The 22,062-nt window shown below is 74.5% G+C and carries 25 protein-coding genes, 1 pseudogene and 1 riboswitch; of the genes and pseudogenes, 12 read left to right on the forward strand and 14 right to left on the reverse strand.

Translation table 11 applies throughout. From position 1 onward, the window contains the following. Window positions 1–92: 92 nt before the first annotated feature. A complete protein-coding gene (gene gndA, locus C5N14_RS28190) occupies window positions 93–1,535 on the reverse strand; it encodes an NADP-dependent phosphogluconate dehydrogenase (RefSeq protein WP_117672446.1) in 1,443 nt (480 codons plus the stop codon). Between the two features lie 132 nt (window positions 1,536–1,667). After that, entirely contained in the window at window positions 1,668–1,964 is a 297-nt protein-coding gene (locus C5N14_RS28195; protein WP_117672448.1) for an MTH1187 family thiamine-binding protein, read from the reverse strand. A gap of 350 nt (window positions 1,965–2,314) precedes the next feature. Between C5N14_RS28195 and C5N14_RS32445 the strand changes: the two genes are divergently transcribed. After that, on the forward strand, window positions 2,315–2,695 hold the full coding sequence (locus C5N14_RS32445; RefSeq protein WP_165878255.1) for a hypothetical protein: 381 nt from the start codon (window positions 2,315–2,317) through the stop codon (window positions 2,693–2,695). Between the two features lie 201 nt (window positions 2,696–2,896). Here C5N14_RS32445 and C5N14_RS28210 read toward each other — a convergent pair whose 3' ends face one another. The 3 genes from C5N14_RS28210 to C5N14_RS28220 all read right to left on the reverse strand — a co-directional run bounded on the left by C5N14_RS28210 (window position 2,897) and on the right by C5N14_RS28220 (window position 5,934). Beyond that, the gene (locus tag C5N14_RS28210; protein WP_117672454.1) at window positions 2,897–3,697 is read right to left on the reverse strand and encodes an energy-coupling factor transporter transmembrane protein EcfT; all 801 of its coding nucleotides are present in this window, start codon (window positions 3,695–3,697) and stop codon (window positions 2,897–2,899) included. Window positions 3,698–3,794: 97 nt separating this feature from the next. Further along, window positions 3,795–5,225 (reverse strand): ABC transporter ATP-binding protein, encoded by a 1,431-nt coding sequence (locus tag C5N14_RS28215; RefSeq protein WP_117672495.1) that lies wholly within the window; start codon window positions 5,223–5,225, stop codon window positions 3,795–3,797. Between the two features lie 115 nt (window positions 5,226–5,340). Beyond that, window positions 5,341–5,934, reverse strand: coding sequence for an ECF transporter S component (locus tag C5N14_RS28220; protein WP_117672456.1), 594 nt, complete (start codon window positions 5,932–5,934; stop codon window positions 5,341–5,343). A gap of 80 nt (window positions 5,935–6,014) precedes the next feature. After that, window positions 6,015–6,120: riboswitch (TPP riboswitch) on the reverse strand. 241 nt (window positions 6,121–6,361) lie between these two features. Between C5N14_RS28220 and C5N14_RS28225 the strand changes: the two genes are divergently transcribed. From C5N14_RS28225 to C5N14_RS28255, 7 genes are all read left to right on the forward strand, one after another. Next, window positions 6,362–7,357 (forward strand): permease, encoded by a 996-nt coding sequence (locus tag C5N14_RS28225; protein ID WP_117672497.1) that lies wholly within the window; start codon window positions 6,362–6,364, stop codon window positions 7,355–7,357. Next, window positions 7,354–8,106 (forward strand): TIGR03943 family protein, encoded by a 753-nt coding sequence (locus C5N14_RS28230; protein ID WP_117672458.1) that lies wholly within the window; start codon window positions 7,354–7,356, stop codon window positions 8,104–8,106. The genes C5N14_RS28225 and C5N14_RS28230 overlap by 4 nt, the downstream gene beginning before the upstream one ends. Before the next feature lie 29 nt (window positions 8,107–8,135). Continuing rightward, window positions 8,136–8,966 carry an alpha/beta fold hydrolase gene (locus tag C5N14_RS28235; protein WP_117672499.1) on the forward strand — a complete coding sequence of 277 codons (831 nt, stop codon included), beginning with the start codon at window positions 8,136–8,138 and terminating at the stop codon, window positions 8,964–8,966. Beyond that, window positions 8,963–9,829, forward strand: a complete 867-nt coding sequence (locus C5N14_RS28240) for an aminoglycoside N(3)-acetyltransferase (RefSeq protein ID WP_117672460.1) — start codon at window positions 8,963–8,965, stop codon at window positions 9,827–9,829. Before C5N14_RS28235 ends, C5N14_RS28240 begins: the two co-directional genes overlap by 4 nt. Continuing rightward, complete coding sequence (locus C5N14_RS28245) at window positions 9,826–10,575, forward strand: sugar isomerase domain-containing protein (protein WP_117672462.1); 750 nt, start codon at window positions 9,826–9,828, stop codon at window positions 10,573–10,575. The genes C5N14_RS28240 and C5N14_RS28245 overlap by 4 nt, the downstream gene beginning before the upstream one ends. A 114-nt stretch (window positions 10,576–10,689) precedes the next feature. Continuing rightward, window positions 10,690–11,193 (forward strand): DUF6328 family protein, encoded by a 504-nt coding sequence (locus C5N14_RS28250; RefSeq protein WP_117672464.1) that lies wholly within the window; start codon window positions 10,690–10,692, stop codon window positions 11,191–11,193. Window positions 11,194–11,324: 131 nt separating this feature from the next. After that, complete coding sequence (locus tag C5N14_RS28255; RefSeq protein WP_371685922.1) at window positions 11,325–13,454, forward strand: acyl-CoA dehydrogenase family protein; 2,130 nt, start codon at window positions 11,325–11,327, stop codon at window positions 13,452–13,454. Between the two features lie 66 nt (window positions 13,455–13,520). Here the strand turns inward: C5N14_RS28255 and C5N14_RS32450 are convergent, their stop codons facing one another. The 8 genes from C5N14_RS32450 to C5N14_RS28290 form a co-directional block, all read right to left on the reverse strand. Then, on the reverse strand, window positions 13,521–13,688 hold the full coding sequence (locus C5N14_RS32450; RefSeq protein WP_165878256.1) for a hypothetical protein: 168 nt from the start codon (window positions 13,686–13,688) through the stop codon (window positions 13,521–13,523). Between the two features lie 9 nt (window positions 13,689–13,697). Beyond that, entirely contained in the window at window positions 13,698–14,303 is a 606-nt protein-coding gene (locus C5N14_RS28260) for a hypothetical protein (RefSeq protein WP_117672503.1), read from the reverse strand. Window positions 14,304–14,381: 78 nt separating this feature from the next. Then, complete coding sequence (locus tag C5N14_RS28265) at window positions 14,382–14,777, reverse strand: Fur family transcriptional regulator (RefSeq protein WP_371685923.1); 396 nt, start codon at window positions 14,775–14,777, stop codon at window positions 14,382–14,384. After that, complete coding sequence (locus tag C5N14_RS28270) at window positions 14,774–15,073, reverse strand: helix-turn-helix transcriptional regulator (protein ID WP_117672466.1); 300 nt, start codon at window positions 15,071–15,073, stop codon at window positions 14,774–14,776. The genes C5N14_RS28265 and C5N14_RS28270 overlap by 4 nt, the downstream gene beginning before the upstream one ends. 43 nt (window positions 15,074–15,116) lie before the next feature. Next, window positions 15,117–15,983, reverse strand: coding sequence for a metal ABC transporter permease (locus tag C5N14_RS28275; RefSeq protein WP_117672468.1), 867 nt, complete (start codon window positions 15,981–15,983; stop codon window positions 15,117–15,119). A gap of 2 nt (window positions 15,984–15,985) precedes the next feature. Further along, window positions 15,986–16,747 (reverse strand): metal ABC transporter ATP-binding protein, encoded by a 762-nt coding sequence (locus C5N14_RS28280; protein WP_117672471.1) that lies wholly within the window; start codon window positions 16,745–16,747, stop codon window positions 15,986–15,988. Continuing rightward, window positions 16,744–17,730, reverse strand: coding sequence for a metal ABC transporter substrate-binding protein (locus tag C5N14_RS28285; protein WP_117672473.1), 987 nt, complete (start codon window positions 17,728–17,730; stop codon window positions 16,744–16,746). The genes C5N14_RS28280 and C5N14_RS28285 overlap by 4 nt, the downstream gene beginning before the upstream one ends. Before the next feature lie 106 nt (window positions 17,731–17,836). Continuing rightward, window positions 17,837–18,094 (reverse strand): hypothetical protein, encoded by a 258-nt coding sequence (locus tag C5N14_RS28290; protein ID WP_117672475.1) that lies wholly within the window; start codon window positions 18,092–18,094, stop codon window positions 17,837–17,839. 26 nt (window positions 18,095–18,120) lie between these two features. Here C5N14_RS28290 and C5N14_RS28295 point away from each other — a divergent pair, with 26 nt between their 5' ends. The 4 genes from C5N14_RS28295 (at window position 18,121) to dusB (ending at window position 21,820) form a co-directional block, all read left to right on the forward strand. Then, window positions 18,121–18,462, forward strand: a complete 342-nt coding sequence (locus C5N14_RS28295; RefSeq protein ID WP_117672477.1) for an antibiotic biosynthesis monooxygenase — start codon at window positions 18,121–18,123, stop codon at window positions 18,460–18,462. A 108-nt stretch (window positions 18,463–18,570) separates the two neighbouring features. Then, entirely contained in the window at window positions 18,571–19,044 is a 474-nt protein-coding gene (locus C5N14_RS28300) for a hypothetical protein (protein WP_117672507.1), read from the forward strand. Window positions 19,045–19,203: 159 nt separating this feature from the next. Next, window positions 19,204–20,583 carry a glycine--tRNA ligase gene (locus tag C5N14_RS28305; protein ID WP_117672479.1) on the forward strand — a complete coding sequence of 460 codons (1,380 nt, stop codon included), beginning with the start codon at window positions 19,204–19,206 and terminating at the stop codon, window positions 20,581–20,583. Between the two features lie 64 nt (window positions 20,584–20,647). Further along, window positions 20,648–21,820 (forward strand): tRNA dihydrouridine synthase DusB, encoded by a 1,173-nt coding sequence (dusB, locus tag C5N14_RS28310; protein WP_117672481.1) that lies wholly within the window; start codon window positions 20,648–20,650, stop codon window positions 21,818–21,820. A 60-nt stretch (window positions 21,821–21,880) separates the two neighbouring features. Here the strand turns inward: dusB and C5N14_RS28315 are convergent. Continuing rightward, window positions 21,881–22,062 (reverse strand): annotated as a pseudogene (locus C5N14_RS28315) (C39 family peptidase); the annotation flags it as partial.

Raw genomic sequence — 22,062 nt, forward strand, 5'->3', positions numbered from 1 at the left:
AGGCGGGGCCGCCGCCCGGCGTGGGTCGACCGGGCCGGCCGGGGCGAGCACCCCGGCCGGCCCGGTCGTGCTGGCCGTCAGCGCGGCGCGCGTCACGCCTCCACTTCGGAGCGGTCGCCCGCCCACAGCGTGTGGAACGATCCCGCCCGGTCCACCCGCTGGTAGGTGTGCGCGCCGAAGTTGTCCCGCAGCCCCTGGATCAGCGCGGCGGGCAGTCGCTCCGCGCGCAGCCCGTCGAAGTACGCCAGCGACGAGGAGAACGCCGGAGTCGGCACGCCGGCCCGGGTCGCGTCGACCACCACCCGCCGCCAGCTCGGCACGCCGGCGCTGACCGCCTCGGCGAACCACGGCGCCACCAGCAGCGACGGCAGCTCCGGCTGGGCGTCGTACGCCTCCTTGATCCGGTCCAGGAAGCGGGCCCGGATGATGCAGCCGCCCCGCCAGATTGTCGCGGTGCCGCCCAGGTCGATGTCCCAGTCGTACTCCGCGCTGCCGGCGCGGATGTGGTCGAAGCCCTGCGCGTACGCGACGATCTTGCTGGCCAGCAGCGCGCGCCGCACGTCCTCGACGAAGGCGTCCCGGTCCTCGACCTGCCACTTCTCCCCGGCGTCGCCGAACGCCCGGCGGGCGGCCTCGCGCTGGTCGGCGTGCCCGGACAGCGACCGGGCGAAGGTGGCCTCGGCGATACCGGTGATCGGGATGCCCAGGTCCAGCGCGCTCTGCACCGTCCAGCGGCCGGTGCCCTTCTGCTCGGCCTGGTCCAGCACGACGTCGACGAACGCCCGCCCGGTCGCCGCGTCGGTGTGCCCCAGCACCTCGGCGGTGATCTCGATGAGGAAGGACTCCAGCTCGCCGGTGTTCCACTCCCGGAAGATGTCCGCGATCTCCGCCGGGCTCGCCGACAGCCCGGCCCGCAACAGGTCGTACGCCTCCGCGATGAGCTGCATGTCGGCGTACTCGATGCCGTTGTGCACCATCTTCACGAAGTGGCCGGCGCCGTCCGGGCCGATGTGCCGGCAGCACGGGGTGCCGTCCACCTGGGCGGCGATCTTCTCGAACATCGGGCCGAGCTTCGCGTACGACTCGGCGGAGCCGCCGGGCATGATGCTCGGCCCGCGCAGCGCGCCCTCCTCGCCGCCGGACACGCCGGTGCCGGAGAAGTGCAGCCCGTGCCCGCGCAGCGCCTCCTCCCGCCGCCGGGTGTCGGCGAAGTGGGCGTTGCCGCAGTCGACGACGATGTCGCCCTCCTCCAGCAGCGGGACCAGCTCGTCGATCACCGCGTCGGTGGGGGCGCCCGCCTTCACCATCACGATCACCGCTCGGGGGCGCTCCAGCGAGGCCACGAAGTCCGCGAGGGACTCCGACGGCACGAACGTGCCCTCGTCGCCGTGCTCGGCGACGAGGCTGCGGGTACGCTCCGGAGAGCGGTTGTGCACCGCCACCGGGAACCCGTTACGGGCCAGGTTCCGGGCCAGGTTGCGGCCCATCACCGCCAGCCCGGTCACACCGATCTGCGCCGTCGCCTGCTGCGTCATCCGTACTCGCCACCTCTCGCGTCGCCTGTGGTGCTGCGACCGTATCGCGCCCGGCGGGCGGCGGGGCCAGGCGGCGGACGCGGTGTCACGATGTGGTGGCGGCCGGGCCGGCGACGGCCGCGACCGGGCGGGTCAGCCCTCGGCGAGCCGGGCCTCGACGTGCGCGACCTTCGCCGTGAGCGCGTCGGTCACGCCCGGACGCACGTCCGCCTTGAGCACCACGCTCACCCGGGGCGCCTGCGCGGCCACCACGTCGACCGCTCGCTTGACCACCGCCATCACCTCGTCCCACTCGCCCTCCACAGTGGTGAACATGGCGTCGGTGCGGTTCGGCAGCCCGGACTCCCGAACCACCCGGACCGCCTCGGCGACCAGGTCGCCGACGGACTCGCCGACGCCGAGCGGGGTGACGGAGAACGCGATCAGCATGTCGACGATCGTGCCAGTAATTCGGGTGCGGCGGGTGGGACGGGCGGCTATCGTCACGTACATGCGTAACTGACGCCCCACTTTGCCGAAGCCGGCCCGCCGCCATCGCCGCGGGTCCGGGTGCTCCGGGCGTCCGCATTCCCCACGCCGCCGTTCCCGTGCGGCTCCTGTCGTGGTCGGCCCGCCCGGGCACTCCCCGTTCCCGTCCGCCCCGCCGTCGCCCGACGGCAGCGGCGCGCCGCATGGTCGGCGTACCGCGACCCGTCGTGGGCCGTCGCCCCGCAAGCCGCCACGTCGTCGGCGCCCCGCAGCTCGCGGACGAGCCGACGCCCGCAGTCAGGAGGCCGTGTATGCCTGCCAAGCGCAGTTCCCGCAAGCCCCGTAAGCCGTCCCCGCGACCCTTCCAGGTGGACGTGAACCCGCCCGACCACGACGGCAGCGCCATCCGGGCCAGGGCCATCGCCGCCGCCGGCCCGCCGGCCCTGTCGGTCCCGCCGGTGGCGGGAACGCCGTCGCCGGTGCCGCCGACGGGGGAGGCCCTCCCGGTCCCGCCGGTGGCGGAGGCGTCGTCCCTGGTTCCGCTGGTGGCGGAGGCGTCGTCCCTGGTCCCGCCGGTGGTGGAGGCACCGCCCGCGCCGAAGGCCGGTCCGCCGGCCGGCAAGGACCGGTTCCCCGCCGGCCGCACCCAGCGCGCCGGCCAGGCCCGCCGCTACGCCTTCCGCCGTAGCTGACCGGCCACGATCGACTCCAGGTGCGGCACATCGGGGTCTCCCAGCACTCGGAGACGCCGACATGCCGCACCCGGAGTCGATCTTCGATCCGCGCGGCCCGGTCCGGGCTGGCCAGGGCCGGTGGGAGTCCGGGCGGGCCGGGCCGATCGGGCCCCGATCAGGGCTGGCCAGGTTCCGTCCCGGCACGTTCGGGCCGGCTGGTCAGCCGATCAGGGGACGGAACGCGCCCAGTGCGACGCTGACCGCCAGCGCCGCCCCGGCCAGCACCGCCGCGCCGACGATCAGCGCGCCGTCGGCGGCGGTGAACCGCTGCCGACGGGCGACGGTGCGCGGGGTGCCCGCGTCGAACCCCCGGGCGTCCATCGCCACGGCCAGCCGGGTGCCCCGCCGGATCGCCCCCACGAGCAGCGCGAACGCGGTCGAGACGAACAGTCGCATCCGGGCCAGGGGGTTGCGCCCGGCGTCGACCCCGCGTGCCCGCCGCGCCATGCTGATCATCTGCCACTCCTGGCCCAGCAATGGCACCAGCCGGAACGCCGCCAGCGCGCCGATCGCGAACCGGGCCGGTGCCTTCGCGTTCTGGATCAGCGCGTCGGCCAGGTCGGTCGGGTCGGTGGTGGCGAAGACGATCACGCCGGGCAGCGCCACGGCCAGCATGCGCAGCGCCAGCCCGAGCGCGGTCAGCAGCACCCCGGTGGTGACCAGCACCGGCCCCGCGTCGACCAGCACCCGGCCGGAACGGTCGGCCGCGAACAGGACCAGGGCGACCACGATGCCGACCGCGCTGAGCAGCAACGGCGCGGCCCGCCGGGCGAGCACCCGGTACCGGATGCCGAACAACGGCAGCACGGCCAGCTCGACGCCGAGGGCGATCGCCGGGGCGACCGGGTCGAGGGTGGCGAGCAGGGTGAACGAGAAGACCAACGCCGCCGCGACCTTCGCCACCGGATTGCGCCGGGCCAGCGGCGCGCCGGGCGCCGCCACCGGTTCGATACTGATCACGTGGCCTCCACCACCTCGCCGGCCGCGCCGGTCACGTCGCCCGGCGGTTGGTGGTCCGTACCGGTGGCGCTGTCCGTCGCTTCGTGGTTCGTGTCGGTCACGTCGCCGGCGCCGGCTCGCGGGTCACGGTGATCCGCCGGTCGGCCAGGGCCGCGACGAAGTCCGGGTCGTGGGTGACCGTGACGACGCCGTGCCCGGCGTCGCGCAGCTCGGCGAAGAGGTCGACCAGCTCCAGCCAGGTCCGCCGGTCCTGACCGAAGGTGGGCTCGTCGCAGACCAGCAGCCGGGGCGCGGTGGCCAGGGCGGTCGCCACGCTCAGCCGCCGCGCCTCCCCACCCGAGAGGGTGTACGGGTTCGCGCGGGCCAGCGCCGCCAGGCGCAGCCGCTCCAGCAGCGCGTCCACGGTGGCCCGGACGGCGGTCTCCGGCCGGCCGGTGCGGCGCGGGCCGAGGGCCAGCTCGTCGAAGACCGTGCCGGTGACGAACTGGTGCTCCGGGTCCTGGAAGACCGACCCGATCCGGCTCGCCAGCGCGGGCGCCCGCCACCGGTACGGGGGAGTCCGGGCGTCCCTGCCGGCCAGTTCCCCGGTCGCCGTCACCCGGCCGGACCCGGGCCGGAGCAGGCCGCCCAGCAGCAGTGCCAGGGTGGACTTGCCGGCGCCGTTGGGGCCGAGCACGGCCAGCGCCTCGCCAGCGCGTACCGCGAGGTCGATCGGGGCGAGACGGGGCGGCAGGGCGACCCGGTCGGCGCTGAGCAGCAGGCTGCCCGGCGCCGCGCCGGCATGCCGGGGCGGTACGGTCCGGCCGGGCACCCAGACCCCCTCGGCGGCGAGCGCGTCGCCGTGGGCGGCGAAGACCGCCTCCGGCGGCCCGTCGGCGCGTACCCCGCCGCCGGGCTCCAGCACCACCACCCGGTCGACCAGCGGCAGCGCCTCGGCGACCCGGTGCTCGACCAGGATCAGCGTGGTGTCGCCGTCCAGCGCGTCGGCCACCGCGCAACGGACCAGCGCCGCCCCGGCCGGGTCGAGGTTCGCGGTCGGCTCGTCGAGCAGCAGCAGCCCCGGCCGCAGGGCGAGCGTCCCGGCAAGGGCGAGCCGCTGCTGCTCCCCGCCGGAGAGGGCGGCGGTCGGCCGGTCCCGGCCGTACGGGAAGCCGACCCGGCGCAGCGCCTCGTCCACCCGGGGCCAGATCTGGTCGGCCGGTACGCCCCGGTTCTCCAGCCCGAACGCCACGTCGTCGCCGCAGCGGGCCATGACGAGTTGGGTGTCCGGGTCCTGGAAGACGATGCCGACCCGCTCCCGGTCCTTGCGGGGATCCACCCCGTCGACCTCTACGGTGCCCTCCTGCTCGCCCGAGTCCTCGGGCAGGAGCCCGGCCAGCGCGGCCAGCAGCGTGCTCTTGCCCGCCCCCGACGGCCCGAGCAGTAACACCCGCTCGCCGCGCTCCACGCGCAGGTCCACCCCGCGCACCGCCCAGGCCCGCCGCCCGGCATGCCGCCACCCGAACCCCCGAACCGAAACCCCACCCACCCCACCCACCCAAACCCCCTCCCACCCAACCCCACCCCGCCACCAGCCTGGGTGATCAAGAGGTCTGCGTCCGGAGAACCGGGTTCGGCTGACGCAAACCTCTTGACCAACGCGGTCAGACGGGGGCGCGGTAGTCGCGGGCGGCCGGGAAGCGGTCCAGGACGCCCGTGCCGGCCAGGGCGCGGGTGAGGACCCAGGCGCCGGCGCCGGAGATCACCGTGGCGCTGACGATGGTGAGCAGGGCGTACGGGATGCGGTAGCTGGTCAGGTCGTACTCGGCGTTCCAGACGAGGAAGTCGAACAGGGCGGCGCTGAGGCCGGTGAGCGCCCCGGCGAACAGCGCGGTCGGCAGCCGGAACGAGCGGTACCGGAACGCGGCGAAGGCCAACTCCGCGCCGATGCCCTGGACCATGCCCTGCGGGATCACCGTGCCGGCCCACTGGCTGCCCAGCAGGGCGGACAGGACGGCGGCGACGGTCTCGCAGTACAGGGCCGCGCCCGGCTTGCGGATCACCAGGCCGCCGAGCACGGCCGGCATCAGCCAGACCCCGTAGAGCAGGGTCTGCGCGGGCGGGAAGAACCCGAACGCCCCCTCGGTGGCGCTCCAGACCAGGCCCCAGGCCCAGAAGATGACGCCGAAGGCGACCGCGATCACCGAGGCGACCACGATGTCGATCGTGCGCCAGCGGTGGCTGTCGGTGTGGTTCATGTGATGGCTCCCAGTCCTGAGCGAACCAGGAGAAGACGCACGCCGCGCCCGGTGCCCTGGTGGGACCGGACGGCGGCGCGGCTGGAGGTCGACCGAACTCCCTGCGCTGGCATTACCCAGATCAGGTTCGAGGGTCTGCGGGCGGTGCCCGCACTCTCAGCGCTGTGCGCTCCCCTGTCGGATGTGAAGTTGTCTCGCCGACGCTAACACCTCGGAAGATCGCCGGGCAAAGTGATCTAATCGCAGCTCACCCCCGACGCGGAAACCGTCATCTCGCCGTACTTCATCGACCCGGCCCGCTGGGCGCGATAGTGTCGCGCCGCCGAACCGTCGACCAAGCAGGGGGCGAGCCGTGACGTCACCGACCGACCGTTCCCCGCCACCCGCCGGCGTCGACGGGCGGGCCCCGGCGACGGGGCCGGTCGGCGTGGCCGCGCCGGACGTACCGGCGGGGGAGGCGGCGGGCGGGCGGCGCCGCCCGGTCGGCTCGGTCGAGGTGCTGGCCGCGGTGCTGGTGCTGGTGGTGGTGTTCCGCGAGCCGCTGGCCAACGCGCTGGCCGCGCCCCGGGTGCAGACCTGGACCACCGTGTTCGTCTCGGTGCTGGTGCAGGCCGTGCCCTTCCTGGTCTTCGGGGTGCTGCTGTCGGCGGCGATCGCGGTCTTCGTCCCGCGCGCGTTCTGGGCCCGGGCGCTGCCCCGGCACCCGGCCCTGGCGGTGCCGGTGGCCAGCGTCGCCGGCGTGGTGCTGCCGGGCTGCGAGTGCGGCTCCGTGCCGATCGCCGGCTCCCTGATCCGGCGCGGCGTCACCCCGGCGGCGGCCCTGGCCTTCCTGCTCGCCGCCCCGGCGGTCAACCCGGTCGTGCTCACCGCCACCGCGGTCGCCTTCCCGGGCAACCCCGGGATGGTGCTCGCCCGGGCGCTCGCCAGCCTGGCCGTCGCCATGATCATGGGGTGGCTCTGGCTGCGGCTCGGTCGCGCCGACTGGCTCCGGCTACCGCGCCGGCCGGAGCTGGACGGCGTCGGGCGGGGGATGGCCTTCTGGGCCGCCGTGCGGCACGACGTCGTGCACGCCGGGGGGTTCCTGGTCGTCGGCGCGATGGCCGCCGCGACCATCAACGTGCTCGTGCCGGAGCGCTGGTTGCAGACCCTCGCCGACGACCCGGTGCTGTCGGTGCTCGCCCTGGCCGTGCTCGCCGTGCTGCTGTCCATCTGCTCGGAGGCGGACGCCTTCGTCGCGGCGTCGCTGTCGCAGTTCTCCCTCACCTCCCGGCTGGTCTTCCTGGTGGTCGGGCCGATGGTCGACCTCAAGCTGATCTCCATGCAGGCCGGTGTCCTCGGCCGCCGGTTCGCGTTCCGGTTCGCCCCGGCGACCTTCGTCGTCGCCGTCGGGGTGGCCACCCTCGCCGGGGCGGTGCTGTTGTGAACCGGCAGGCGCAGGCGGTCGTCCTGCTGCTGCTCGGCGGGGCGGTGGTCCGGGCCAGCGTCACCGACCTCTACCTGCGCTACGTCAAGGAGGGGCTGCGCCCGTTCCTGATCGCCGCCGGGCTGGTGCTGGTGGCCACCGCCGTGACGACACTGTGGTACGAGCTGCGCCCGCCCGCCACCGGGGAGCACGAGCCCGGCGACGGGCCTGGGGAGCACGGCCACGAACCCGGCGACGGGGCCGGGCACCACGAGCCGCGGGTCGGCTGGCTGCTCCTGCTGCCGGTGTTCGGCCTGCTGCTGGTCGCCCCGCCGGCCCTCGGCTCGTACGCGGCGGAACAGGCCGGCACGGCGCTCGCCGCCGAAGCGCAGCCGTCCGACTACCCGCCGCTTCCGCCCGGCGACCCGGCCCCGGTCACGGTGCTCGACTACGCCTCCCGGGCGCTGTTCGACCGGGGCACCTCGATCGGCGACCGCCGGGTCCGGCTCACCGGGTTCATCGTCGCCGGCCCCGACGGGCAGCCGTTGCTGGCCCGGATGGTGCTGTCCTGCTGCGCCGCCGACGGCCGCCCGGTCAAGCTGGGCCTGACCGGCGACGTGCCCCTCGGCCTGCCGAACGACACCTGGGTCGAGGCCACCGGCCGGTACAGCGCCCGGGTCGGCCGGGACCCGGTCAACGACGCCGAGATCCCGTACCTGGCCGTGGAGTCCTGGCGGGAGGTGCCCGCCCCGCGAAACCAGTACGAGTGAGCCCGGCCCCGCTGGGTAGGCTGCCGATCATGCAGGTGGAGGCGCGAGGGCTGACGTTCGAGGCCCGCACCGGCGGGCCAACCGACGGCGAACCGGTGCTGCTGCTGCACGGGTTCCCGCAGCACGGCGGCGAGTGGGACGGGGTGGTGCCGGCGCTGCACGCCGCCGGGCTGCGCACGTACGCGCCGGACCAGCGGGGGTACTCGCCGCTCGCCCGGCCCGGGGCGGTCGAGGCCTACCGGCTCCCCGAGCTGGTCGCCGACGCGGCGGCCCTGCTCGACGCGCTGGGCGTGGACGCGGCGCACGTGGTGGGGCACGACTGGGGCGCGATCGTGGCCTGGGGTCTGGCCGCGGGCCGCCCCGACCGGGTGCGCAGCCTCACCGCCGTGTCCGTCCCGCACCCCGCCGCCATGGCGCACGCTCTGGCCACGGACACCGGGCAGAAGGCCCGCTCGTCGTACATCGCCCTGTTCCGCAAGCCGGGCACGGCGGAGAGGGTGCTGCTGGCGTTGCGGGCCGCCGCCCTGCGCAGGCTGCTCGGCGGGGTCGGCGACGCCGCCCGGGTGGCCCGGTACGCCGACCCGATGCGCGAGCCGGGCGCGCTGAGCGCCGCGCTGAACTGGTACCGGGCGATGTCCCGGGCCGATCTCGCGGCGGTCGGGCCGGTGCCGGTGCCGACCACGTTCGTGTGGAGCAACCGGGACATCGCGATCGGCCGGACCGCCGCCGAGGCGTGCGCCGCCCACGTCACCGGGGACTACCGCCCCGTCGTGCTGCCCGGCGTCTCGCACTGGATCCCCGACGAGGCGCCCGGCCCGCTCGCCGAGGCGATCCTGGCCCGTACGGGCGCCGGGCGATGACCCCCGCCCCGCCCCCGCCCGCCCCGGGCCGGCCGGTGGCCCCGGGTCCGTCGGCCACCTCAGGCGCGGCGGCCCGGCCGCACACCCGCGCGTCGCTCGCCGCGCAGGTGCACGAGCTGGGGGTACGCCCCGGCGGCATCGTGCTGGTGCACGCCGGGCTGCGGGCGCTCGGGTTCGTCTGCGGCGGCCCGCAGACGGTGGCCCTCGCCCTGCGTGACGTGCTCGGCCCCGAGGGCACGCTGGTGGTGCCGACGCACACGCCGGAGAACAGCGACCCGGCCGGGTGGAGCAACCCGCCGGTGCCAATGCACTGGTGGCCGGTGATCCGGACCGAGACCCCCGGCTTCGACCCGGCGGTCACCCCGAGCCGGTTCATGGGGGCGCTGGCCGAGACGGTCCGGGGCTGGCCGGGGGCCCGGCGCAGCGACCACCCGCACGTCTCGTTCGCCGCGCTCGGGCCCGCCGCCGAGGAGATCGTGGCCGGGCACCCGCTGGCCGACATGCTCGGCCCCGGCTCGCCGCTGGGCCGGCTGTACGACCTGGACGCCGACGTGCTGCTACTCGGCGTCGACCACGGCTGCAACACGTCGCTGCATCTGGCGGAGTACCGGCAGGCCGCCCCGCCGAGGGAACGGGTGGGCGCGGCGGTGCGTACCCCCGGCGGCGGCCAGGACTGGGCATGGTGGGAGGACGTGGCGATCGACTCGGCCGACTTCCCCCGGCTCGGGGCGGATCTGGATGCCACCGGCGTGGTCCGGATCGGCCCGGTCGGCGACGGGACGGGCAGGTCGATGCGCCAGCGGGCGGCGGTCGACTTCGCGGTGGACTGGCTGGCCCGCAACCGACGGACGGAGGAAGCATGACGGTCAGCGCCGAGGACTATCTGGCGGTGGTGACGGAGACGATCGGCCGGGTGTCGTCCGGCCAGCGGGAGGCGGTGGGTCGGGCGGCCGACCTGGTCGCCGACGCGCTGCGCGCCGACGGGGTGGTTCACGCGTTCGGCACCGGCCACTCCGAGGCCCTCGCCATGGAGATCGCCGGCCGGGCCGGCGGCCTGGTACCGACCAACCGGATCGCGCTGCGCGACCTCGTGCTGTACGGCGGGGCCCCGGCCGACGTCCTGGGCCCGCTGCTGGAGCGGGACCCCTCGGTGGCCCACCGCCTGTACGAGCTGGCCCCGGTCCGCCCGGCGGATGTCTTCGTGGTCGCCTCCAACTCCGGCGTCAACGGGGCCATCGTGGAATTCGCCGCCCTGGTGAAGGAGCGCGGTCACGGCCTCGTCGCGATCACCTCGGCGCTGCACTCGGCGCGGATGACGTCCCGCCACTCGTCCGGCCGGAAGCTGGCCGACTTCGCCGACGTGGTGCTGGACAACGGCGCCCCGTACGGCGACGCGACCCTGCCGCTGCCCGGCGGGGGCGCGGTCGGCGCGGTCTCCTCCATCACCGCCGCCCTGCTGGCGCAGCAGCTCACGGTCGAGGTGGTGGCCCGGCTGCTCGCGGCGGGGGAGCGGCCCCCGGTCTACCTGTCGGCCAACATCGCCGGCGGCGACGAGCACAACAACGCCCTGGAGGCCCGGTACGCCGGCCGTATCCGTCGGGGGTCCTGACCGCGCCCGGCGGACCGGGTCGTGAGGCGGTTTCGCCGTCCGCCCGACGGGGCAAAGGCGATGCTGCCGGCGGGGTGGACCCCGCCGGCAGTACCGTCGTCCCGGAGGTAGCGCGTGTCGAAGGAAACCGAGAAGCAGCGCTGGCAGCGCAACTTCGCCGACCTGCTCCAGGAGTTGCGGGTCGCGCAGACCGGCGTGCAGATCCTGTTCGCCTTCCTGCTGACCCTGCCGTTCAGCAACGGTTTCACGCGTACCAGCGAGTTCCAGAAGGACGTCTACATCGTCGCGTTGCTGTCGGCGGCCGGCGCCACCGCGATGATCATCTCCCCGGTCGCCTTCCACCGGGCGCTGTTCCGGCAGGGGCGCAAACCGGAGCTGGTCCGGTTCGCCCACCGGATGGCCAGCGGCGGGCTCGCCTTCATGCTCGTCTCGATGGTCAGCGCGGTTCTGCTGATCACCGACTTCGTGCTGGACCGGGGCATCGCCTTCGTGCTCACCGCGATCACGGCGGTCTGGTTCCTGACCTTCTGGGTGGTCCTGCCGTTCGCCCGCCGGAACTGGGGGGACGACGACATCGACGACGACGATGACGACCCGCAGCCGCTCACTGCCGGCTGACCCCGCCGACCAGCGGTGACGCCGGCCGAAATCCGAGGTGCACGCGACGCTACCCCTGGGTAACAACCAGGGGTAGCGTCGCTCTTGTCGAGCGCGTCGACGCATCCGGACCGAGGTTCGAGGGGGCAGCCGTGACCACGACGCAGAACAGCCGACCCGCGCCCGACCCGCCGGGGGGAGCCGCCGCGGGCGGCCCCACCGGCCGGGTCGCGCCGATCGACGATCCGGCCCCGGCCGTCCCGGGGCCCGCCACCGCCGATGCCACCGCGGCCACCGCCGATGCCGCCGAGGCCACCGCCGACGCCGCGGCGGTCGACGCCGCCGGGGGCGCGGGGGCGCTGCCGACGGAGGCCGGTCAGGTGTCCGAGAAGGAGGCCCGGCAGGTCGCCGAGGCGGCCCGCGAGTCCGCCTGGGACCGGCCCAGCTTCGGCAAGGAGTTGTTCCTCGGCCGGTTCCGGCTCGACCTGATCCACCCCTGGCCGCGTACCGACCCGGCCGAGGACGCCCGGGCCGGGGAGTTCCTCGGCCGGCTGCGCGCGTACCTGGAGGCCGAGGTGGACGGGGCGGCGATCGAGCGCGACGCCCGCATCCCCGACGAGGTGTTCCAGGGGCTGGCCCGGCTCGGCGCGTTCGGCATGAAGATCGACCGGTCCCACGGCGGGCTCGGGCTGAGCAACCTGCACTACTGCCGGGCGTTGATGCTGGCCGGCTCGGTCAGCCCGGCGATCGGGGCGCTGCTGTCGGCACACCAGTCGATCGGCGTCCCGCAGCCGCTGAAGATGTTCGGCACCGACGAGCAGAAGCAGCGCTTCCTGCCCCGGCTCGCCGCCGGCGAGGTGTCGGCGTTCCTGCTCACCGAGCCGGACGTCGGCTCCGACCCGGCGCGGCTGGGCACCACGGCCGAGCCGACCGCCGACGGCACCGGGTACCGGCTCAACGGGGTGAAGCTGTGGGCCACCAACGGCACCGTGGCCACCCTGCTGGTGGTGATGGCCCGGGTGCCGGCCGCCGAGGGGCGGCGCGGCGGGATCACCGCCTTCGTCGTCGACGGCGACGCCGAGGGCATCACGGTGGAGCGGCGCAACGAGTTCACCGGCCTGCGCGGCCTGGAGAACAGCCTCACCCGGTTCCACGACGTGTTCGTGCCGAACTCCGACGTCATCGGCGGCGAGGGCAAGGGGCTGAAGATCGCCCTGACCACGCTGAACACCGGGCGGCTCTCGCTGCCGGCGATGTGCGTCGGCGCCGGCAAGTGGTCGCTGAACGTGGCCCGGGACTGGGCCGCCGACCGGGTCCAGTGGGGCCGGCCCGTGGGCGAGCACGAGGCCGTCGCGCAGAAGCTCGCGTTCGTCGCCGCCACCACGTACGGCATGGAGACCATGCTGGACCTGTGCTGCCTGCTCGCCGACGACGACCGCAACGACATCCGGATCGAGGCGGCCCTGGTCAAGCTGTACGCCAGCGAGATGGCCTGGAAGATCGGCGACGAGCTGATCCAGATCCGCGGCGGGCGCGGCTACGAGACGGCCGACTCCCTGGCCGCCCGGGGCGAGCGCCCGGCCGCGGTCGAGCAGATGCTGCGGGACCTGCGGATCAACCGGATCTTCGAGGGCTCCACCGAGATCATGCACCTGCTCATCGCCCGCGAGGCGGTCGACGCCCACCTCTCCGTCGCCGGGGACATCATCGACCCCGACGCCGGGCTCGGCCGCAAGGCGAAGGCCGGCGCCCGGGCCGGGGCCTTCTACGCGAAGTGGCTGCCCACCCTCGCCGTCGGCCGGGGCCAGTCGCCGCGGGCGTACGCCGAGTTCGGCCCGCTCGCCGGCCACCTGCGCCAGGTCGAGCGGTACAGCCGCAAGCTGGCCCGGTCGACGTTCTACGCGATGTCCCGCTGGCAGGGGAAGATGGAGCGTAAGCAGGCGTTCCTCGGCCGGATTGTGGACATCGGCGCGGAACTGTTCGCGATGTCCGCGGTCTGCGTCCGGGCGTACGCCGAGAAGGACACCCGACCGGAGAACGTCGAGCTGGCCGACCTGTTCTGCCGCCAGGCCCGGCTACGGGTCGACGCCCTGTTCACCGGCCTGTGGGCGAACACCGACTCCGTCGACGTGGCGGCGGCGAAGCGGATCCTCGCCGGCCGGTACGCCGCCCTGGAGGACGGGGTGCTCACCCCGCCCGCCGACCTGCCCTGGGTGGCCCGGTGGACCCCCGGCCCGTCGACCGCCCGGGACGTCCGCCGTCGTGTCCCCCGCCCCGAGTGACGACCAGGGGCCCCTGTCGTGGGGCGGGGGCCCCGCGCTCCTCGCCGACCCGGGCCGGGCGCGGGCTCAGCGGGCGATGGCCCAGGCCAGCACGGCGGCCAGGATCAGCCCGTTGAGCGCCGCCAGCACCAGGTACGCCGCCGGCGGGATCTTGCGGCCTCGGCGGACGAAGCTGACCAGCACGGCGGCGTAGGCCAGCAGCAGCACGGCGACGACGATCAGGAAGTAGAGCACCGGACCACCCTATCGGCCACCCCGGAGCCCGAGTCGGCGCAGCTCCAGCGCGGCGAGCGCGTCGACCGTGGCGTCGTCGCCGCGCCGCCACGCCTCGGCCACGTCCGGGGCGATCCGGGTCAGCTTGCCGATCGGCTGACCGGCCAGCGCCCGCAGGGCCAGCAGGTCCCGCCCGGCCGGTACGGCGGCCAGCGCCTTGGCCGAGGCGGCCCGGCGCATCCAGCGCAGCCGCAGCGGCAGCCAGCCGAACAGCACCAGGCCGAGCGGGAACACCAGCACCGCGATGGTGAGCGCCAGGGCGAGCTGGCCGACCAGCTCCTGCTGGTCCCGGCCCGCCTCGGCCATCGCCCGGGCGGCGTCGGCGGCCTTCGTGAACGGGGCGGTCAGCTCGTCGCCGACCAGCGGCACCCGGCGTACCTTGCCGCCGGCGTCGGCGAGGTTGTCGGCGAGGCTGCCGCCGGCCCCCTCCAGCTTCTGCCCGGGTACGGCGAGCTTCTGCACCAGGTCGTGCACCCAGAACGCGAAGCGGATCGCGGCGTACACCCAGACGACGACGAGCAGGTCGGTCAGGAACTGGCGGACGGCGGTCGGGATGCGATCGGCGTAGATCTTCACGCCGGACAGCGTGCCACGGTCCGCCCCGCCCGGCACGGGTCGGATTTCCCGCCCGGCGCGGACGCGACCCGGCCGGGGTCAGCCGGCGCAGGCCGGGCAGGTGCCGAAGATCTCCAGGGTGTGGCTGACGTCGGCGTACCCGTGCTGCGCCGCGACCCGCTCCGCCCAGGCCTCCACGGTCGGCCCGGCCACCTCGACGGTGCGCCCGCAGGCCCGGCAGACCAGGTGGTGGTGGTGGCCCTCGCTGCACCGCCGGTAGAGGTGCTCCCCGCCGGGCGGGCGCATCACGTCGATCTCGCCCGCGTCGGCGAGCCCCTGGAGGGTGCGGTAGACGGTGGTCAGCCCCACCCGCTCGCCGCGCCCGCGGAGCATGGCGTGCAGGTCCTGCGCGCTGTGGAATCCCTCCAGCTCGGCGAGTAGCGCGCTCACCGCCGAGCGCTGCCGGGTGTTCCGGACGACGGTCCCCTCGGTCACGATGCCTCCCCGGCGTGGCTGACCGCGTCGGCCACGATGTGCGCGACGTGCTCGTCGACCAGCGCGTACGCGATCTCCCGGCCGCGCCGGGAGCCGCGGACCACGCCGGCCCCCCGCAGCACCCGCAGGTGCTGCGAGACCAGCGGCTGCGCCGCCCCGAGCTTCTCCACCAGCTCGTGTACGCACCGTTCACCCTGCGCCAGTTCGCTCACGATCGCCAGCCGGATCGGGGCCGCGAGGGCGCGCAGCAGCTCACCGGCGTCCTCGTACGCCTCGTACCCTGATCCGTCGGTCACCTCGTAACGGTAACCAATACCACCGGCGTGCCGGAGCGCAGGATCAACGCAGCACCACCTCGGGCGGCTCGGCGACCGGCGGGCCGGCCTTCGTCCGGCGTCGGCGCACCGCCCGCCAGCCGGCGCCGGCGACCGCGACGACGAGGAACAAGGCGATCGCCAGCAGCACCACGGACGCGCCGGGGGCGGTGTCGGCGTTGGCGGCCACCCAGACCCCGGAACCGGCGGCGAACAGCCCGAGCGCCATCGCCACGGTCATCGTTCCCCGGAAGCCCCGGGTGACCTGCTGGGCGGTGGCCACCGGGACCACCATCAGGGCGCTGATCAGCAGCACCCCGACGGCCCGCATGGCGATCGTCACGGTGACCGCGGTGCCGACCGCGAGCAGCATGTTCAGCGCCCGCACGGGCAGCCCGGCGACCCGGGCGTACTCCTCGTCGTGGCAGACCGCGAACAGCGCCGGGCGCAGCGCCAGCATGGTCACCAGGAGCGCCGCGCCGAGCACCAGGATGGTGGTCAGGTCCTGCGGCGAGATGGTGGTCAGCGACCCGAACAGGTACGCGTTGAGGTTCGCGCTGGTGGCGTCGGAGAGCCCGACCAGCGTTACGCCGCCCGCGATTCCCCCGTAGAACAGCAGCGCCAGCGCGAGGTCGCCCGAGGTGCGCCCGCGCGCCCGGACCAGCTCGACGGCGACCGCGCCGAGCGTCGCCACCACCACCGCCACCAGCACCGGCGAGCGGTTGAGCAGCAGGCCGGCGCCGACGCCGGTGAGCGCCACGTGCCCGACCCCGTCGCCGATCAGGGCCAGCCGGCGCTGCACCAGGTAGATGCCGAGCGCCGGGGCGGCCAGGCCGATGACCAGCGCGCCGATCAGGGCGCGCTGCATGTACGGGTACTGGAAAAGCTCCATGCTCAACTGCTCCACAGCCCTACGGGCTCGTCGGGTCCGTGCGGGTGCACGTGGTCGTGGTCGGGCTCGGCGTGGTGGCCGGCCGGCTCGGGGACCGCGCCGTCGTGCGCGATCCCGCCGTGGTGCACCACCACCGCCCGGCTGATCAGTGGTCGCAGCGGCCCCAGCTCGTGGGCGACCAGGAGCACCGTCCCGCCGCCGTCGACGAAGTCGCGCAGCGCCCCGGCGAACGCCTCCTGGCTGGCGGCGTCGACCCCGGCGGTCGGCTCGTCGAGGACCAGCAGCTCCGGCTCGCCGGCCAGGGCCCGGGCGATCAGGGTTCGCTGCTGTTGCCCGCCGGAGAGGGTGGCCACCGGGTCGCCGGCCCGGTCGGCCAGCCCGACGGCGGCCAACGCGGCGTCGACCGCCGCCCGGTCGGCCCGGCCCGGCGGGCGCAGCACGCCCCGGCGGGCCAGCCGGCCCGAGGCGACCACCTCGCGGACGGTGGCCGGGACGCCGCCGCCGGCGCCGAGGCGCTGCGGGACGTACCCGATCCGCTGCCACTGCCGGAACCGGCCCAGCGGGGCGCCGAAGAGCGAGACCGACCCGGCGTGCAGCGGGACCAGCCCGAGCACCGCGCGGATCAGGGTGGACTTGCCGGAGCCGTTGGCGCCGAGCACGGCGACCACCTCGCCGGCGGTGACGGTCAGCGAGACGTCGCGCAGCACCGGGCGGCCGTCGTAGCCGACCGCTGCGTGGGTGACGGTGATGACAGGCGTGCTCACGAGCAGCTCAACGCCGTCCGCAGGGTCGCCAGGTTGGTGCGCATCACCGAAAGGTAGTCGCCGTCGTGGCCGGCGGACAGTCCCTCCAGCGGGTCGAGCACCGCGGTCTTCGCCCCCACCTCGCGGGCGATGGTCTCGGCGACCTTCGGGCTGACCAGGGTCTCGAAGAAGATCGTGGTGGCCCGGTGCTCCCGGGCCTCCCGGGCGACCTCGGCGAGGCGCTGCGGGGAGGGTTCGTTGTCCGGGGCCAGCCCGGTGATGCCGACCTGGTCGAGCTGGTAGCGCTCGGTCAGGTAGCCGAACGCGGTGTGGCTCACCACGATCTCGCGGCGCTGGCAGGTCCTCAGCCCGGCGGCGAACTCGGCGTCCAGCCTCTCCAACTCGGCGCGCAGCGCGCCCGCCCGGGCGGTGTAGTCGGCGGCGCGGTCCGGGTCGGCCCGGCCGAGCCGCTCGGCCAGCCGGTCGCCGACGGTGGCCAGCCGGGTCGGGTCGAGCCACAGGTGCGGATCCCTGGCGCCCTCCTCCTCGGCGTGCCCGGCCTCCTCGCCCTCGTGCCCGGCCTCCTCGCCCTCGTGCCCGGCCTCCTCGCCCTCGTGGTCGTGCCCGCCGGCGCTTGCGGCCAGCAGCGGCTGCACCCCGGCGACGTCGAAGGCCCGGTCGCCCCCGGTCTGGTCGACCGCCTCGTCCACCGCGGGCTGGAAGCCCTTGAGGTAGACGATCAGCTCGGCCTGGTTCACCTCGCCGACCTGGCGTGGGGTCAGTTCCAGGTCGTGCGGCTCGGCGCCGGGCTTGGTCAGGTTCGTCACCCGGACCGCGTCGCCGCCGATCCGCTCGGCCACGAACTGGAGCGGGTAGAAGGCGGCGGCCACGTCGACCCGCTGCGGGTCGGCGCCGGTGCCGTCCGCGGCGCAGGCGGTGACGGCGCCGAGAGCCACCAGGGCGGTCGCGGTGGCCAGGGCACGTACGGTGGGGCGGAGCGTCATGCCCCAACTCTCCGCGATAACGAAATTGATTGTCAAAAACGCATGCTTGCATGCGAGCGACGTGTCTGCTATTGCCCCGTTCGGATGGGTCCCACGCGGGTGCGGATCAGAGCAGCTTCGTCAGCGCCGCGGTGATCAGCAGGGTGAGCATCACCAGCCGGATCACCCGGGTCGCCGGCGCCTGCACCGCCCAGGTGGTCAGCAGCAGCGCGACCAGGGCGGCGGCGAGCGCCAGCAGCAGCACCCCGCCGGCCACGCCCGGGGTGAACAGCGCCACCAGCACCAGCGCCAGCGTGACCAGGAAGACCGTCGTCGGGTTCGCCCGGGCCAACCGACCCAGCAGGGGGCGCTGCGTACGCTGCATCCCACAGACTCTACGAGGAGGACCCGGTGCTGGTCACCAACCGGTTCGTGGTCGACGAGGACGTCGCTCCCGCCTTCACCGAACGCGCGCACGCCGCCCTGGCCGCGCTCGCCGCCCGCCCCGGCTACCTGCGCGGGGAACTGCTCCGGGCGTTGGACGACCCACGCCACTGGTGCCTGGTCACCGAGTGGGAGTCCGTCGGCGCCTACCGGCGGGCGCTGGGCGGGTTCGACGTCAAGGTGCACGCCACACCGCTGCTGGCCGAGTCGCTCGACGAGCCGTCCGCGTACGAGGCGCTGGCCGCAGCCGCCCCGGGCGGGACGGTCGAGGTGAACCCCAGTGATCGGGCCGCTGCTCCGTACCGCTGAGCCGGCGGGCACTACCCTGCACCTATGACCGCACCCGGACCGGCCGGTCCACCCCCGTACCCCGTGGCGCCCGGGCCCGGCGGCCCGCCGACGCACCCGGAGCCGGGCGTGCCCGAGCCCCCGGCGGGCCCCGGGGTGGCCCCGCCGTTCGCCGCGCCGCCGACCGAGGGACGCAGCGCCCGGCTCTGGCTCGGCCTCGGGGCCGGGGCGCTGGCCGTGCTGCTCTGCTGCGGCGGGGGCGGGGCGGCCGTGGTCGGCCTGGTGATCAGCAACGTGCAGGCGGTGCGGGAGCAGGGCCGCGCGGTGACTGACGACTACTACCAGGGGCTGGTCGAGCGGAAGTACGGCAAGTCGTACGACGCGCTCTGCGACGACGCGCAGCGCCGGGAGTCCCGGGCGGAGTTCGAGCGCCGGGTCGCCGCCGAGCCGCAGATCGACTCGTACCGGGTGGGCGAGGTGGACCCCACCACCCTGACCGTGCCGGTCTCCGTCACCTTCAGCGGCGGCAACCGGGGCGACCAGGAGGTCACCCTCGCCGCCGACGGGCAGACCGGGGCCATGGAGGTCTGCGGGGTGAGCTGACCACCCGCCCCGGCGGCCGGGCGGAGGCTCGCGGGGGTGGCTGGCCCCGCCCCCGGTATTCTGCTGGGCTCGGGGCCCGGACGGTCGTACCGTTGTCCCGAACCGACCGATCCATCCACATCTCGCCCCCGCCGACCGCCAGCCGGCGTAGGAGGAAACATGCCAGCCGACCGTATCGACGCCGTCGTCAGCCTCGCCAAGCGCCGGGGCTTCGTCTTCCCCTCCAGTGAGATCTACGGGGGCACCCGGTCGGCGTGGGACTACGGTCCGCTCGGCGTGGAGCTGAAGGAGAACGTCCGCCGGCAGTGGTGGAAGACCATGGTCCAGCAGCGCGACGACGTCGTCGGCCTGGACTCCGCGGTCATCCTGGCCCGCAAGGTCTGGGAGGCCAGCGGCCACATCGCCGAGTTCGTCGACCCGCTGACGGAGTGCCAGTCCTGCCACAAGCGGTTCCGCGCCGACCACCTGGAGGAGGCGTACGCCGAGAAGCACGGCAGGCCGCTGGCCTCGCTGTCGGAGCTGAACTGCCCGAACTGCGGCAACAAGGGCACCTTCACCGAGCCGAAGATGTTCAACGGCCTGATGAAGACCTACCTCGGCCCGGTGGAGAGCGACGAGGGCATGCACTACCTGCGCCCGGAGACCGCCCAGGGCATCTTCGTCAACTACAAGAACGTGGAGACGGTCGCCCGCAAGAAGCCGCCGTTCGGCATCGCGCAGACCGGCAAGTCGTTCCGCAACGAGATCACCCCGGGCAACTTCATCTTCCGCACCCGCGAGTTCGAGCAGATGGAGATGGAGTTCTTCGTCGAGCCGGGCTCCGACGAGCAGTGGCACGAGTACTGGCTCGCCGAGCGCTGGAACTGGTACCTCGACCTCGGGCTGTCCGAGGAGAACCTGCGCTTCTACGAGCACCCCAAGGAGAAGCTCTCCCACTACTCGAAGCGCACCGTCGACATCGAGTACCGGTTCCGGTTCGGCGGCAGCGAGTTCGCCGAGCTGGAGGGCATCGCCAACCGCACCGACTTCGACCTGTCCACGCACAGCAAGCACTCCGGCGTCGACCTGTCGTACTTCGACCAGGGCAAGAGCGAGCGCTGGATGCCGTACGTGATCGAGCCGGCCGCCGGCCTGACCCGCGCGGTGCTGGCGTTCCTGCTGGAGGCGTACGACGAGGACGAGGCCCCGAACACCAAGGGCGGGGTGGACAAGCGCACCGTCATGCGCTTCGACCCGCGGCTGGCCCCGGTCAAGGTGGCGGTCCTCCCGCTGTCCCGCAACGAGGCGCTCTCCCCGAAGGCCAAGGGCCTCGCCGCCGACCTGCGCAAGCGCTGGGTGGTCGAGTTCGACGACTCGCAGGCCATCGGCCGCCGGTACCGCCGCCAGGACGAGATCGGTACCCCGTTCTGCGTGACGGTCGACTTCGACACCCTCGACGACAACGCGGTGACCGTGCGCAACCGGGACACCATGGCCCAGGAGCGGATCTCGCTGGACCAGGTCGAGCGGTACCTGATCGAGCGCCTCCCCGGCTGCTGAGCGCCGTCGACGGGGCCCCGGCCGGTGCGGGAACGTGCCGGTCGGGGCCCCGTACACTTGTCCGGTGACCGCCCCGACCGTGCCCGCGCCGCGTCCGTTGACCCTCGGGCGGTACCAGGTGTGGCCGCCGGTGGTGCTCGCGCCGATGGCCGGGATCACCAACGTCGGGTTCCGCCGGCTCTGCCGGGAGCAGGGCGGCGGCATCTACGTCTGCGAGATGATCACCACCGTCGCGCTGGTCGAGCGGAACCCGAAGACCCTGCGCATGATCGCCTTCGGCGACGACGAGCAGCCGCGCAGCCTTCAGCTCTACGGCACCGATCCGGAGATCACCGCCGCCGCCGTGCGGATCGTGGTGGAGAAGAACCTCGCCGATCACATCGACCTGAACTTCGGCTGCCCGGTCCCCAAGGTCACCCGCAGGGGCGGCGGGTCGGCCCTGCCGTGGCGGCGCCGGCTCTTCGCCCGGCTGGTGCGGGCCGCGGTGGACGCCGCGTCGCCCGCCGGGGTGCCGGTCACCGTGAAGATGCGCAAGGGCATCGACGACGACCACCTGACGTACGTCGAGGCGGGGCTCGCCGCCCAGGACGCCGGTGTCGCGGCGGTCGCCCTGCACGGGCGCACGGCCGCGCAGCGCTACTCGGGCACCGCCGACTGGGACGCTATCGCCACCCTCAAGCAGGCCCTCGACGTGCCGGTGCTCGGCAACGGCGACATCTGGGAGGCCGAGGACGCGTTGCGGATGGTCGCCCACACCGGGGTCGACGGCGTGGTGATCGGGCGTGGCTGCCTGGGCCGGCCGTGGCTCTTCGCCGACCTGGAGGCCGCGTTCGACGGGCGGCCGGAGCGGCGGCTGCCCACCCTCGGCGAGGTGGCGGCGACCATGCGCCGGCACGCCGAGCTGCTGGTCGACCAGTTCGTGGCGGGGGCGCGGAACCCGGCCAGGGGCGAGCGGGACGGCTGCACCGACTTCCGCAAGCACGTCGCCTGGTACCTCAAGGGCTTCCCGGTCGGCAGCGAGCTGCGCCGCTCCCTCGCCATGATCGACAGCCTGGCCCAGCTCGACGACCTGCTCGGCAAGCTCGACCCGGCGGAGCCGTTCCCCGTGGCGACGCTCGGCCAGCCGCGCGGCCGGACGAACTCCCCGGGCAAGGTCCACCTCCCGGAGGGCTGGCTGGCCAGCCGGGACGACGACACCGTGCCCGAGGGCGCGGAGCTGGCCGACTCCGGCGGCTGACCCACGCCGACGACAAGGGCCGGTCCCCGGGTGGGGGCCGGCCCTTTGTCGTGTGTGGGGTCAGGAGGTGGCGTAGCCGCGGGTGGCGATCCAGTCGGCGAGGTTGTCGATGGTGATCTGGTAGCTGGCCTGGTCGGGGTTGGCGGAGTCGGCGATGGTGACGATCTTGCCGTTGTCGTGGTAGCCGACGACGCTGATGTAGTGGCCGCCCTCGAAGGAGTGGGTGGTGCCGGTGGTGTCGC

The organism is Micromonospora sp. MW-13 (genome assembly GCF_003434305.1).
Taxonomy (GTDB): Bacteria; Actinomycetota; Actinomycetes; order Mycobacteriales; family Micromonosporaceae; genus Micromonospora.

Coding starts and splice junctions, on each gene's coding strand:
- C5N14_RS28290 (WP_117672475.1), bottom strand. CDS start 18,094: ATGCAGCGTACGCAGCGCCCCCTGCTGGGTCGGTTGGCCCGGGCGAAC.
- gndA (WP_117672446.1), bottom strand. CDS start 1,535: ATGACGCAGCAGGCGACGGCGCAGATCGGTGTGACCGGGCTGGCGGTG.
- C5N14_RS28285 (WP_117672473.1), bottom strand. CDS start 17,730: ATGACGCTCCGCCCCACCGTACGTGCCCTGGCCACCGCGACCGCCCTG.
- C5N14_RS28195 (WP_117672448.1), bottom strand. CDS start 1,964: ATGCTGATCGCGTTCTCCGTCACCCCGCTCGGCGTCGGCGAGTCCGTC.
- C5N14_RS28305 (WP_117672479.1), top strand. CDS start 19,204: ATGCCAGCCGACCGTATCGACGCCGTCGTCAGCCTCGCCAAGCGCCGG.
- C5N14_RS28220 (WP_117672456.1), bottom strand. CDS start 5,934: ATGAACCACACCGACAGCCACCGCTGGCGCACGATCGACATCGTGGTC.
- C5N14_RS32445 (WP_165878255.1), top strand. CDS start 2,315: ATGCCTGCCAAGCGCAGTTCCCGCAAGCCCCGTAAGCCGTCCCCGCGA.
- C5N14_RS28240 (WP_117672460.1), top strand. CDS start 8,963: ATGACCCCCGCCCCGCCCCCGCCCGCCCCGGGCCGGCCGGTGGCCCCG.
- C5N14_RS28235 (WP_117672499.1), top strand. CDS start 8,136: ATGCAGGTGGAGGCGCGAGGGCTGACGTTCGAGGCCCGCACCGGCGGG.
- C5N14_RS28245 (WP_117672462.1), top strand. CDS start 9,826: ATGACGGTCAGCGCCGAGGACTATCTGGCGGTGGTGACGGAGACGATC.
- C5N14_RS28275 (WP_117672468.1), bottom strand. CDS start 15,983: ATGGAGCTTTTCCAGTACCCGTACATGCAGCGCGCCCTGATCGGCGCG.